Source organism: Streptomyces sp. JN8 (assembly GCF_055808075.1).
Genome location: NZ_CM147852.1, coordinates 5,530,912 through 5,543,783 on the forward strand (window position 1 = coordinate 5,530,912; position 12,872 = coordinate 5,543,783).

Here is a 12,872-nt window from a genome sequence, read left to right on the forward strand (position 1 = left end):
CGTCCGTGGCGGCCTCGGGCGTCCCGTGGATCTCGTGGGTCTCGATGGTCACTTCCCGCTCCCGGTGAAGAACGTGCCGACGATCCGGCGGGCCGCGTCGCCCCGGTCGTACTCGCTGAAGTCCGCGTTGAACCGCTGCCGGGCCGCCGCGTACTTGGCGTCGGCCTCGTCCGGCAGGTTCGCGATCACTCCGAAGAGCTCCTCCTCCGTGGCCACGACGGGACCGGGGGCGTGCTCCTTCAGATCGAAGTAGGTGCCCCGGTTCTCCTGGGCGTACTCCTCGTAGTCGTACGCGAAGAAGACCATCGGCCGGTCCAGCAGCCCGTAGTCGAACATCACGGAGGAGTAGTCGGTGATCAGCCCGTCCGCGAGGGCGAGCAGCGGGGTGACGTCGTGCAGCCGGGACACGTCGACGACCCGCCCGCGCACCGACGGCGGCAGCGACACGCTGTTCAGGTAGTGCGTCCTGATCAGCAGGGTGTGGGTGTCGCCGAAGCGGTCCGCGAACTCCTCGATGTCGAACGGGGCTTCGAAGGCCCGGACCTTGCCGCCCGGCGCCGCGCGGAACGTCGGCGCGTACAGCAGGACCTGCTTCTCGGGGTCGATGCCCAGCTCGGCCGCGAGCGGTCCGCGCTCCCGGCGGCCCGTCCTCACCTCCGCGCTCCGCGCCTCCACGAGGACGTCGTTGCGGGGGTAGCCGACGGGCAGCAGCACCTCGTCGCGGAGCCGGAAGGCCCGCGCGAGGGTGCGCCGGTCGTGCTCGCCGCGGATCAGGAAGTGGTCGAAGCGGTCCAGGGCCTGCTGGAAGGAGGCCTGCGCGGCGAGGCCGCGGGACTTGGTGTGGGGCTCGTCGAAGCCCATCCGCTTGAGGGCGGTGCCGTGCCAGGTCTGGATGTACGTGGTCCCCGGGCGCTTGGTGAGCCGCAGCGGGAAGCCCTGGTTGTCGATCCAGAACTCGGCCTGGGCCAGCGCCCGCAGATACGCCCAGCTCCAGCGCTTGACCAGGGTGGCGTCCTCGGGGAAGCCGGTCGGCGCGGCGCCCGAGTACGACCAGACGGCGCCGAAGGAGACGCCCTGGCGCCGCATCTCCTCGTAGACGGCCCGCGGGCTGTCGCTGTACTGCTTGCCGAGGTGGCTCTCGAAGACCACCAGGCCCTTGCGGATCGGCAGCCGGCTGTACACCTCGTGGTAGACCCGCAGCTTGGTCTCGCCCGAGTTCAGCTCCTTCCTCGCCCGGAGCAGACGGCGCAGGCCGGTCTTCGCGAGCCGGGCGGGGCGGCCGTGCATGGCGCCCTCGATCATCGCCGTGGTGTGCACGGCGGCCCTGCCCTCGGCGGTGAGGACGTAGGAGAGATTGCCCTTCCTGGTGACCTGGGGCATGAAGCGGTCGGAGACCAGGGTGGTGAGCCGGGGGCGGATCCGGAGGCTGCCGGCCTCGTCGACGGGCGTGCCGCCGGCGGACACCCGGGTCCGGAGGGTCTGCCCGTCGACCGTGAGGATCAGCCGGACGTCCCAGACCGCGTCGATGATGCCGAGCGGGCGGACCGCGCGGGCGACGTCCGCCTCGCCCTCCCACTCGATCCAGGCGCCGGCGTGCCGGAGCGTGGTGATCGGGATGCGGGCCGTCCGGCCGCCGACGCTGCGTCGGGCGGAGAACTCCAGCACGGCGCCGAGTTCGGCCTCCGGGCGGATCCGGCCCAGCGGGTTGACCACGCGCCCGGCCATGCGGACGACCCCGGCCGTACTGGAGTAGGAGGTCAGCCGGTTCCCCAGGGCCAGCGCGGTCAGCGGCTTGGAGTCGTAGCGGGAGGAGGTGACGTCCAGGATCTGGCGCCCCTGCTCGGTGTCCAGGTGCTCGGCGCACCAGTAGACCTGGCCGTCCCGCTCGGCGAGCGGGACGGTGAGCCGGCCCGGGTTGGTGAGCGCGTCGGTGGCCGGGAGGAGGTTGGCCCAGTCCTCCTTGCTCAGCAGGTACGCGCAGACGGCGTGCATGCGCTGCACCTCCTCGTACGCCCGCGGGTCGATCTCGGCGAGGTAGCCGTTGGCCAGCCGGGCGAACTCCCGCCGGTAGTCGTCGCCGAGCAGCGGCAGGTCGCGCAGGTGCAGCACGAGGTCGTGCTTGAGGAACTTGATGTCCTTGCGGTACTTGAGCTCGTCGTACCCCCTGCTCTCCAGGAGGGCGTCCACCCGCCGGTGGATCTCCATGCGGTGCACGAAGTTCGCGATCTCGTGGCGCCTGTTGCTGATCGACTTGGCGGCGGCGCTCTCCTGCACGTTCCAGAAGTAGACGTGGTTGGGGATGAGGGTGATCCGGCGCGCGGCGACGTAGGCCTGGGCCGAGAAGAGCAGGTCCTCGTAGTGGATGCCGACCGGGAACTCCAGGCCCTGTTCGAGGAGGAAGGCGCGCCGGTAGCACTTGTTCGTCGACAGGGTGTCGAAGACCAGCAGGTCGGACAGCTCGGTGATCGACTCGATCGTGCGGGTCCGGGAGTAGAGCCAGGGGTACCACTCGGTGGTCTTCCGGTGCCGGCTGTCGAGGTGGACGCGGACGCACAGGCCGGAGACCAGGTCGGAGCCGGTGCTCTCGGCGGCGTCGAGCATGTTGCGGCAGGCGTTGCGCTCCAGCACGTCGTCGCTGTCGAGGAACATGACGTACGTGCCGGTGGCGTGCCGGATGCCGTGGTTGCGCGGGGCTCCGCAGCCGCCGCTGTTCTCCGGCAGCTGGAAGGCCCGGACCCGGTCCGGGTTCTCGGCGGCGAGAGCCTGGGCGACCGTGAAGGTGTCGTCCCTGCTGCAGTCGTCGACGATGACGACCTCGACGCCGTGCAGGGTCTGCTCCAGCACCGACCGGACGGCCGTCGGCAGACGCTCTGCGTCGTTGTAGGCGATGACGATCACGGAGACGTCAGGCACAGGCACCTCGATTCACTTGTCGTGCGTCCACTCCTCCTCAAACTACCTGGTGTTCATGATCCGTTACGCAATGTCACCCCTCGCAGAGCCGTTCGGTCAGGATCGGTTGATCCGGTCCACGCCGTAGTACCCGGCCGTACACCGGGCGGCCCAGTCCTTCTCGTACACCCTCGTGAAGAACGGTTCGGCGAGGCTGCCGATGTGCAGCGGGCGGTACCCGACCTCGCTCCGGCCGGCCGCCACCTCCGCCCGGATCCGCGCGTCCTGCCGGTCCCAGGCCAGACTGCGCGCCACCGTCTCCGTCGTCAGCGTCCGCACCGCGGGCACCAGGGTCGCCGTGCTCGCCACCGCCACCGCACCGGTCGCGACCAGGGCCGCCAGCCGGGAGGCGCGCACCCCGGGGGGCGGCGCCGTGCGCCCGGCCCCCTCCCCGTCGCCCTCGCCCCCGGCCTGCGACGCGACCAGCCCGCGCCCCAGGCGATACCCCAGCCAGGCCCCGTAGCCGCAGAGCGCGAGCAGGAACGGCACGACGAAACTGGTCCACGTGCGGGCGTACGTCCAGCCGTCCACCCCGTAGCCGCTGCGCAGTCCGTACGCCGCCACCAGGCTCCCGAGCGCGATCAGCGGCAGCGGCAGCGCCAGGACGGCCACCCGGAACGATCCGCCCGAGGCCCGGCCGGAGCCCGCCCCCTCCGCGTCCGCCCCCGCGCCCCCGCCGCCCGGCCGGCGGACCGAGAGCGACACCGCGAGGCCCAGGAGCACCCCCGCCGCCAGCGCCCCCACGTACGCCCACTGCCCGCCGATCGTCTCCCAGATCCGGTACCAGTCGCGGACCGCCTCCCCGACCCCGGACAGCGTCAGCGGCTCCTTGGGCTGCTGGGCGCGCCGCCAGCGGGCCCCGGGAGACGTGGTCAGCAGCACCAGGCCGACCAGGAGGCCCAGGCACCAGGCCGCGCACCACGTCGACGCGAACCGGTCGCGCGTCCGGCCGAACCGCGGCAGGCAGAGCACGCCCGCCGCCGCGGCGACGAGCCCGGACATCGCCACGAACGGCTCGCTGAGCATCCCGGCCGCCGTGCCCAGCACCGCCGCCGTCCCGACCGCGGCGCCCCGCGCCCACCGCCGACTGCTCCGGGCCGCCCACACGGCCGACAGCACCGCCCAGACGCCGAGCACGCTCGGCAGCGTGTGGGAGATGGTGGCCGGAGCCCAGAGCAGCACCTGGTACGAACGGGTCCCCGCGAAGAACAGCAGCGCCTCGACCACCAGCACCGCCGCCGCGGTCGCCGCCGCCGGGAACGGCAGCCGGAGCGCCCGCAGCACCGCCCGCGCGAGGAGGAACAGGCCCGCGCCCAGCGCGACCATGAGGAAGGCCGGCATCAGCTTCGGGCCCCGCATGCCGTCGGAGTAGAGCAGCCCGGTCAGCAGCGCGTTGGTGACCCGCCCGTTCTGGGTCAGGTAGAAGTCCGACGTGATGCCGAGGACCCCCATGTCGCGGGTCTTCCACAGCGCGCACCAGTCGTCCGACGTCGGCCGCACGTACAGGCCGAGGAAGGCGCCCACCGACAGCAGCGCGCCCGCTCCGGTGCCGATGACCAGCGCGATCCAGGGGACCGCCTGCCGCAGACCGCGGGCCGCGTCGCCGCTCTGCTCGTCGTCGTCCGGCATCCGTGCGTCACCGAGGTCCGACAGGGTCGTTCTACTCACGGGGCATTGCTCCAGGGGGCCGAGTTCCGTGGCACGAGGGCGCCGCCTCCGTGGCGTCGCCAAGGTATCGGCACAACAGGTCTCTAGGGTGACAAACGACAGAAAACGCCGCGTACAGCACTATTTTCCCCGCATGCTTTGCCGCATGGACGACATGCCGACCGGGCGCGGCCACCCGGGCGACGCCGGACGGTCACCGCCCCCTCGTACCGTGGCCGCGCTGCTCGAAGGCGAGTTCGGTGGCGGTCCCTCAGGACGTACTCTTGCCCATCCCACTGGAGTGACCGTTCATGACCAGGCTTTCCGTCGTCGTCCCCTGCTTCAACGAGGAGGACGTCGTCGAACGCTTCGACGCGCGGATGCGCCAGGTGCTCGACAGCCTTCCCGTCGGATACGAGATCTGCTACGTCGACGACGGCAGCTCCGACGGAACGCTGACCAAGCTCCGTGAGATCGCCGCCCGGCACCCGCACCGCACCCAGTACGCCTCCTTCAGCCGCAACTTCGGCAAGGAGGCCGCCATGCTCGCCGGCCTGCGCAAGTCCACCGGCGACGCCGTGGTCATCATGGACGCCGACCTCCAGCACCCGCCCGAGCTCCTCGCCCGCATGCTCGACCTGCACCACCAGGGCCACGACCAGGTCATGGCCCGCCGGACCCGAGAAGGCGACAAGAAGCTCCGCTCCGCCCTCAGCCGCGTCTACTACCGGGCGGTCAACCGCTGGGTCGACGTGGAACTCACCGACGGCGTCGGCGACTTCCGCCTGCTGTCCCGCCCCGCCGTCGACGCCCTGCTCTCGCTCCCGGAGTACAACCGCTTCTCCAAGGGCCTCTTCTCCTGGATCGGCTTCGACACCGTCACCTTCGACTACCAGAACGCCGCACGCGAGGGCGGCGAGACGAAGTGGAAGTTCAGCTCCCTGGTCAACTACGGCATGGACGGGCTGATCTCCTTCAACAACCGCCCGCTGCGCATCGCCCTCTGGCTCGGCATGACCCTGACCGGGCTCGCGGCCCTCTACGCGGTCTGGGTCGTCGCCGCCGCCCTCACCCAGGGCGTCACCGCCCCCGGATACGTCACCCTGGTCGCGATCATCGCGGGCCTCGGCGGCGTGCAGATGGTCATGCTGGGGCTGATCGGCGAGTACATCGGCCGCATCTACTACGAGACGAAGCGCCGGCCGCACTTCCTCGTCAAGGAGACCCACCGCTCCTTCGGCCGCGGCGCCTCCGAGCGCGCCGCCGCCGAACGGATCCGCGTCGTCGCCACCGAGGGGGAGCACTGATGGGGGAGGAATCTCCCACCGGTCGGCGCGGACGGCTCGCCGAGATCTTCCGCTTCGCCCTCGTCGGCGGCGTCAACACCGGCACCTTCTTCGGCTGTTACCTGCTCCTCCACCCGTGGATGCCGTACTTCGCCGCCTACTCCCTCGCCTTCGTCCTCAGCATGATCGGCTCCTTCTTCCTCAACACCTACTTCACCTACCGCACCAAGCCGACCTGGAAGAAGTTCGCCCTCTTCCCGCTCACCAACGTCACCAACTACCTGGTGCAGAGCGTCGGCCTCTACGCGCTCGTCACCTGGGCCGGCCTGGACGACCGGATCGCGCCACTCGTCGCGGCCGTCGTCGCCATCCCCTTCACCTACCTCATCTCCCAGCGGATCCTCGTCCCCCGTAACTCCGGACGGGGCACCGGCGGCTCGGGTCCAGGGAGCGAAACGGACGAGCGGCAGCCCTCCCGGCTCGCGTAGATTGCCTCCCAGTCGCGGCGGGGAACACACGGCGCGTGGGACAGCCGAGTGAGGACGACGCAGGTGGCGGCAGAGGTGACGGCGCAGATGACCGGAGAGACGGACGACGCGAGGCGACACGTGACGGAGGCCCGCCGCATCGTCGTCAAGGTCGGCTCCTCCTCCCTCACGACCGCGTCCGGAGGCCTCGACGCCGACCGCGTCGACGCCCTCGTCGACGTGCTCGCCAAGGTCCGCAGCGGCGGCGAGAAGGAGATCGTCCTCGTCTCGTCCGGAGCGATCGCCGCCGGCCTCGCACCGCTCGGCCTCACCCGCCGCCCCAAGGACCTCGCCCGCCAGCAGGCCGCCGCCAGCGTCGGCCAGGGCCTCCTCGTCGCCCGGTACACCGCCTCCTTCGCCCGCTACGGTGTCCGCGTCGGCCAGGTCCTCCTCACCACCGACGACACCAGCAGGCGCGCCCACTACCGGAACGCCTACCGGACCCTCGACCAGCTCCTCGCGATGGGCGCGCTGCCGGTCGTCAACGAGAACGACACCGTCGCCACCGACGAGATCCGCTTCGGCGACAACGACCGGCTCGCCGCCCTCGTCGCCCATCTCGTCCGGGCCGACCTGCTCGTCCTGCTCTCCGACGTCGACGGCCTCTACGACGGCGACCCGTCCAAGCCCGGCACCTCCCGGATCGCCCGGGTCGGCGGCCCGGCCGACATCGCCCACGTGGAGATCGGCTCCGCCGGCAAGGCCGGCGTCGGCACCGGCGGCATGGTCACCAAGGTCGAGGCCGCCCGGATCGCCGCCGCCGCCGGCATCCCCGTCGTCCTCACCTCCGCGAGCCGCGCCGCCGACGCCCTCGCCGGCCGCGACACCGGGACCTACTTCCACCCCACCGGCCGCCGCTCCGCCGACCGGCTCCTGTGGCTCGCCCACGCCTCCACCCCCCAGGGCTCCCTCACCCTGGACGCCGGAGCCGTGCACGCCGTCGTCGAGGGCAAGAAGTCCCTGCTCGCAGCCGGTGTCGCCGGAGTCGAAGGGGACTTCGTGGCGGGCGACCCGGTCGAACTCCGCGACACCGACGGCCGGGCCGTCGCCCGCGGACTCGTCAACTTCGACGCCAAGGAGATGCCCCGCATGCTCGGGCGCTCCACCCCCGAACTCGCCAGGGAACTCGGACCCGAGTACGAGCGCGAGGTCGTCCACCGCGACGACCTGGTCGTCATCCGCTGACCCGCCCGCCCCTGCTGAAACGGCTGAAAGTGCGGCCATCCGGAAGGGACGTTTACCAAAACCGCCCCAAGTGCCGCCTCGGGCTGGTCAACTTTGTCTCGGGGGTAAGAGAGCAGGGCGGGGTACAGCACACGCATCACACAGGAGGCCGCCGGTGAGACGAGCGCGCCCAGGGGCGCCGCCCCGAGGGACTGCCGAACGCGCCCTGACCAGTGTCGAGGCCGGAGCCGACTTCGACGAGGCACGGGACAGGTCCACGGACACCAAGACCGAGACCACCACCGAGACACGCGAGGTTCGCGAGGCGCGTGAGGCACGCGCCAGGGAACAGCCCGTGTCCAAACTCTGGCACATCACGCTCAGCGTGTCGGGTGTCGAGTCACCGCTGAAGGAGGTGCGCCGAGGGCTGGAACAACTGGCCCACGACCACCCCTTCCTGCTGACCAGCCGCTACGCCAACGACCATGCCGAGATCCGGTACTGGGAGGAGGCCCGCGACCTCCACGACGCCGCCGCCGTCGCCCTGCGCCTCTGGGGCGAGCACCGGCAGACCGCCAAGCTGCCGCCCTGGGAGATCGTCGGCCTGGAGGTCATCGACCGCGAGACCTACCACCAGCGGATCGCGGAGGGCTACGGCCCGCCGCCCGCCGCCCCGGTCGGCGTCCACCCCTACTGAGCCGGGCCGGTTCCGGACGCCTCCCCGAGCGGGGCGTCTCGGAACCGCCGGGGCACGTCTCGGAGTGCGGGATACGTGAGGGATGTCCGCAGGGGTGCCAGTACCCTGCGGGCATGACCTCGCTCACGCCCCTCGACAACCTCTCCCCGGTCACCCGGGCCGCCTACCGGGCCCGCGCCGCCGCCGCCGAAATCGCGCCACTCCCGCGCGCGGCCAAGGACGACGCCCTGCTGGCCATCGCGGACGCCCTCGAAGTGCGCACCGCCGAGATCGTCGAGGCCAACGCCGAGGACATCGCCAAGGCCCGCGAAGCCGGCACCAGCGAGGCGATCATCGACCGGCTGACCCTCACCCCCGAGCGCGTCCGGGCCATCGCCGCCGACGTCCGCGACGTCGTCGCGCTGCCCGACCCCGTCGGCGAGGTCGTCCGCGGCTCGACCCTCCCCAACGGCATCGACCTGCGCCAGGTCCGCGTCCCGCTCGGCGTCGTCGGCATCATCTACGAGGCCCGCCCCAACGTCACCGTCGACGCCACCGCCCTCTGCCTCAAGTCCGGCAACGCCGTCCTGCTCCGCGGCTCGTCCTCCGCCTACGCCTCCAACACCGCCCTGGTGAAGGTCCTGCGCGACGCCGTCGGCGGCGCCGGGCTGCCCGCCGACGCCGTCCAGCTCGTCCCCGGCGAGTCCCGCGAGTCGGTCCGCGAGCTGATGCGCGCCCGCGGCCTCGTCGACGTCCTCATCCCGCGCGGCGGAGCCTCCCTGATCCGCACGGTCGTCGAGGAGTCCACCGTCCCGGTCATCGAGACCGGCACCGGCAACTGCCACGTCTACGTCGACGCCCAGACCGACCTCGACATGGCCGTCGACATCCTCATCAACTCCAAGGCCCACCGGGTCAGCGTCTGCAACGCCGCCGAGACCCTCCTCGTCCACCAGGACGTCGCCGCCGCCTTCCTCCCCAGGGCCCTCGACGCGCTCGCCGAGGCCGGCGTCACCGTCCACGCCGACGAGCGGGTCCTGGCCCTCTCCGAGGGCTCCAAGGCCACCGTCGTACCGGCCACCCCGGAGGACTGGGAGACCGAGTACCTCTCGTACGACATCGCCGCCGCCGTCGTCGACTCCCTCGACAAGGCCGTGGAACACATCCGGACCTGGTCCTCCGGCCACACCGAGGCGATCGTCACCACCTCGCAGGCCGCGGCGCGCCGGTTCACCCAGCTGGTCGACTCCACCACGGTCGCCGTGAACGCCTCCACCCGCTTCACGGACGGCGGACAGTTCGGCTTCGGCGCGGAGATCGGCATCTCCACCCAGAAGCTGCACGCCCGGGGCCCCATGGGCCTTCCGGAGCTCACCTCGACCAAGTACATCGTCACCGGTGACGGTCACGTGCGGTAATCACTCGTTTCGTTACGGGCGGGGAGGCTTCGCACTCTCCCTGCCCAGAACCCCCTCGCGGGTCTACTCTGATTCCGTGCCGGACGACGTGGGGGGCACGCCGTTCCAGAACGGCGGAGACCCTGAGGACTCTGTCGACCGCGGAGGCGCCGACGAGGTCTACGCCGACGTGGTGTTCGACGAGGACTTCGTGCGTTCCGCGACCATCCACGAACCCACCGCGGTCGAGCGGCTCCTCGCCGCCGCCCAGGCCCGCGCGGAGGCCGAGTCGGCCCGCGCCCGAGCCGGCGGCGGATCGGGCGACGACGACCTCTACGAGGACTTCCCCGACCACTCCGGCCCGACCTACGAGCCGGACGACGTCGGCGACGACGCCAGCCCCTACGGCCGCCACGGCGGCGCCCTGCGCCCCTACCGGGGCAGCGCCCGCTGGCACCGGCCCGTCGCCTGGCTCCTCGCCCTCGTCATGGGCGTCGGCATGGTCGCCCTGGCGTTCAGCGCCGTCTACCGGGGCGCGGCCGCCAACCGCCAGGACCAGGTCCCGCCCCCGGCCACGACCGGCGTCGACACACCCAACCCGAACCCCGCCCCTCCCGCGGCCCACGCGCCCGCGGCGAGCTCGGCGTCCCCGAACTAGCACCGGCCCCTCGGGACCCCCGGCCGCCGCCTCTCCCGGCCCGTGTCCTCCGAGGGGGCGGAGCCCGTTCGGCTCCCTGGCGGCACGCACACACCCCGACGGCGGAATTCTTCCGACTTTGTCGTGTACCTGGGCGTTTACCGAAGCCCCCGCCGACCTACCCTGAAGGTATGGCAGGGCGTGGCGACCCGCCTGAGGGGACCCCCGAGGGCGTCCCCGGTGGTGAGGACGAGTACAGGTCCGTCGTCTTCGACGAGGCGTTCGTCCGCGCTGCCCACCTCCAGGAGTTCTCGGCCCGGGAACGGCTGGGCGAGCACACCGAGGCCGTCCGCAACCGCCCCTCCGCCTGGGAGGGCCGCAGCAGCTCCCGTCAGGCCATCCTGCTGGTCCTGCTGATCCTCCTCGCCTTCGGCACGGCCATCTATCTGGGTGTCCGCAACCCCTACCAGCCGCCCGCCGACCAGCGGGCCGAGCCCCTGCGGACCACCGTGGTCCCGCTCGCCCCGCAGGGCGCCGTCGTCGGCGGCGAGCCCGCCCGGCTCTTCGACCACAGCCCGGCCGCCGAGTACCGCACGGGGGCCGCGGGCATCAACTTCCCCCTCACGGGCCGCACCACCCATTTCGCCGAGAGCCAGGTCGTCACCGCCCTGAGCATCGCCAAGGAGTACCTGGTGGCCTCCTCCCTGGAGCCCGACGTGCTGTCCGGGGCCACCGTGCGGCCTCCGCGGCTGCTGCTCGACCCCGACCAGCTGGAGCAGTACGACCGGAGCGTCGAGGCACCCGCCGACGACGGCCGGCACGCCCTCGCCGCCTGGCTGGTCCGTTTCGACCCGCGCCAGGTGGTCCTCGCGGACCCCGCCACCCGCGTCCAGGGCACCCTCCGCTTCGAGGAGACCAGCCCGGACACCCTGGACGTCACCGCGGACCACACGTACACCTACGCCGTCCGGCCGGCCGTCCAGGGCGCGGGCCCGGTCGCTCAGGCCTCGCTCTTCACCGTCCACCGCGAGGTGCACTTCCGCTTCGACCGCGAGGACCTGCGGATGCACCGCACCGAGCTGGTGACCTCCACCGTGGAGGCGGGTCCCCAGGCGTGCGGCGCGGACACCACCGGCTCCCTGAAGCCGCTCCTGGCCGGAGCGCGGGCCCCCGAGGCGGGCGGCGGCCCCGCGGTCACCGACCCGTACGCCACGGCCCGGCCCGCCGCCCCCTCGCTGTGCGGAGCACTGGCACCGAGCGCTCAGCCCTCCCTCTGAGCCAGCCCCTGAGGTTCCGAGCCCCTGAGTCTCCGAGGCTCCGAGGCTCTGAGTCTCCGAGGCTCTGAGCCCGCCCGCCTCCGCTACCGGGCGCCCCCGGTGGCGCCGTCCGGGTCGCTTCCGCCGTCGCCGGTGGTGTCGTCCGGCCCGGTGGCGTCGGGCTTCTTCGCGCCCTGCCCGCCGCCGAAGGCGCTGCGCAGCTTGCCGCCCAGGTCGCCCGCCAGGTCGCCGGCGCCCCCCGCTATGTCGCCGACCAGCTTCATCAGCGGATCCTTGCTGGTCCGCACGGTGTCGGCGTAGTGCCCGGCCGACTCGCGGAAGGAGTCCGTGACCGAGGTGTCCTTGTCCTCCGACCGCTTCGGGTAGTGGCCGTCCATGATCCGCTGGAAGTCGCGGCTCTCCGACCACTTCCGCAGCTCAGCGGCCCGGACCGTGGTGAAGGGATGCGTACGCGGCAGCACGTTGAGGATCTTCAGGACCGAGTCCCGCAGGTCCCCGGACTTCTCGTACTCGTCGGCCTGGGCGAGGAACGCGTCCACGTTCATCTCGTGGAGGTGGTTGCCACCGGCGATCTTCATGAGACCCCGCATGGAGGACTGCACGTCCTGCCCGACGAGGAGCCCGGCCCGGTCGGCGGAGAGCTCCGACTTGCGGAACCACTCGCGCAGGGCCGTGACGATGGCCATGATCGCGACGTTCCCCAGCGGGATCCAGGCGACCTTGAGCGCGAGTCCGGTGAGGAAGAGCAGCACCGTCCGGTACACCGAGTGCCCGGACAGGGCGTGGCCGACCTCGTGGCCGACGACCGCCCGCATCTCCTCCTCGTCGAGGAGCTCCACCAGGCCGGTGGTGACCAGGATGATCGGCTCGTCCAGGCCGATGCACATGGCGTTGGGCTTCGGGTCCTGCGTCACGTACATCGGCGGGACCTTCTCCAGGTCCAGGATGTAACAGGCGTCCCGCAGCATGTCGTTGAGATGGCTGAACTGCGCGTCGCTCACCCGGACGGAGTCCGAGAGGAAGAGCAGTCGCAGACTGCGCTCCGGCAGCAGTCCGCTGAGCGCCTTGAAGACCGTGTCGAAACCGCTGAGCTTGCGCAGCGCCACCAGCGCCGAGCGGTCGGCCGGATGCTCGTAGGCCCGCGAGGAGATGCCGGGGAACCGCTTCCGCTGCCTGCTCGGCACGTTCCCCTGGTCCTTCTCGGTCATGGATGCCCCCTGTTCGTACGAGTCGGTGCTCGTCCCCCTGACGCACCCCAGCCTAGGCGGTGGCGCTACCGTGTGCCGGAGCCTGTGGATAACTCGGGCAC

10 protein-coding genes are annotated in these 12,872 nt (G+C 71.8%); 7 read left to right on the forward strand and 3 right to left on the reverse strand.

The window, feature by feature from the left end; genetic code table 11:
* Positions 1-48: 48 nt before the first annotated feature.
* Both ACY0MR_RS24320 and ACY0MR_RS24325 read right to left on the reverse strand, forming a co-directional pair.
* Positions 49-2,919, reverse strand: coding sequence for a bifunctional glycosyltransferase/CDP-glycerol:glycerophosphate glycerophosphotransferase (locus ACY0MR_RS24320; RefSeq protein WP_473555333.1), 2,871 nt, complete (start codon positions 2,917-2,919; stop codon positions 49-51).
* A 90-nt stretch (positions 2,920-3,009) separates the two neighbouring features.
* The gene (locus ACY0MR_RS24325; protein WP_473555335.1) at positions 3,010-4,620 is read right to left on the reverse strand and encodes a hypothetical protein; all 1,611 of its coding nucleotides are present in this window, start codon (positions 4,618-4,620) and stop codon (positions 3,010-3,012) included.
* A gap of 290 nt (positions 4,621-4,910) precedes the next feature.
* Between ACY0MR_RS24325 and ACY0MR_RS24330 the strand changes: the two genes are divergently transcribed.
* From ACY0MR_RS24330 to ACY0MR_RS24360, 7 genes are all read left to right on the forward strand, one after another.
* Entirely contained in the window at positions 4,911-5,906 is a 996-nt protein-coding gene (locus ACY0MR_RS24330) for a glycosyltransferase family 2 protein (RefSeq protein WP_361856358.1), read from the forward strand.
* Positions 5,906-6,373, forward strand: a complete 468-nt coding sequence (locus ACY0MR_RS24335) for a GtrA family protein (RefSeq protein ID WP_473555338.1) — start codon at positions 5,906-5,908, stop codon at positions 6,371-6,373. Before ACY0MR_RS24330 ends, ACY0MR_RS24335 begins: the two co-directional genes overlap by 1 nt.
* An 87-nt stretch (positions 6,374-6,460) precedes the next feature.
* Positions 6,461-7,597 (forward strand): glutamate 5-kinase, encoded by a 1,137-nt coding sequence (proB, locus tag ACY0MR_RS24340; protein WP_388798848.1) that lies wholly within the window; start codon positions 6,461-6,463, stop codon positions 7,595-7,597.
* Between the two features lie 154 nt (positions 7,598-7,751).
* Positions 7,752-8,273 carry a hypothetical protein gene (locus tag ACY0MR_RS24345; RefSeq protein ID WP_355960877.1) on the forward strand — a complete coding sequence of 174 codons (522 nt, stop codon included), beginning with the start codon at positions 7,752-7,754 and terminating at the stop codon, positions 8,271-8,273.
* Between the two features lie 113 nt (positions 8,274-8,386).
* Entirely contained in the window at positions 8,387-9,670 is a 1,284-nt protein-coding gene (locus ACY0MR_RS24350; protein ID WP_473555341.1) for a glutamate-5-semialdehyde dehydrogenase, read from the forward strand.
* A 76-nt stretch (positions 9,671-9,746) separates the two neighbouring features.
* Complete coding sequence (locus tag ACY0MR_RS24355; protein ID WP_388798854.1) at positions 9,747-10,307, forward strand: SCO2584 family spore wall biosynthesis protein; 561 nt, start codon at positions 9,747-9,749, stop codon at positions 10,305-10,307.
* 170 nt (positions 10,308-10,477) lie between these two features.
* Complete coding sequence (locus ACY0MR_RS24360) at positions 10,478-11,563, forward strand: SCO2583 family membrane protein (protein ID WP_388798857.1); 1,086 nt, start codon at positions 10,478-10,480, stop codon at positions 11,561-11,563.
* 83 nt (positions 11,564-11,646) lie between these two features.
* Here ACY0MR_RS24360 and ACY0MR_RS24365 read toward each other — a convergent pair whose 3' ends face one another.
* Positions 11,647-12,771, reverse strand: a complete 1,125-nt coding sequence (locus ACY0MR_RS24365; protein WP_473555343.1) for a M48 family metallopeptidase — start codon at positions 12,769-12,771, stop codon at positions 11,647-11,649.
* Positions 12,772-12,872: the final 101 nt, after the last annotated feature.

Bases quoted from the DNA above. Each gene is read 5' to 3' on its own strand.
- ACY0MR_RS24330 (WP_361856358.1), top strand. From the start codon at position 4,911: ATGACCAGGCTTTCCGTCGTCGTCCCCTGCTTCAACGAGGAGGACGTC.
- ACY0MR_RS24360 (WP_388798857.1), top strand. From the start codon at position 10,478: ATGGCAGGGCGTGGCGACCCGCCTGAGGGGACCCCCGAGGGCGTCCCC.
- proB (WP_388798848.1), top strand. From the start codon at position 6,461: ATGACCGGAGAGACGGACGACGCGAGGCGACACGTGACGGAGGCCCGC.
- ACY0MR_RS24350 (WP_473555341.1), top strand. From the start codon at position 8,387: ATGACCTCGCTCACGCCCCTCGACAACCTCTCCCCGGTCACCCGGGCC.
- ACY0MR_RS24365 (WP_473555343.1), bottom strand. From the start codon at position 12,771: ATGACCGAGAAGGACCAGGGGAACGTGCCGAGCAGGCAGCGGAAGCGG.
- ACY0MR_RS24335 (WP_473555338.1), top strand. From the start codon at position 5,906: ATGGGGGAGGAATCTCCCACCGGTCGGCGCGGACGGCTCGCCGAGATC.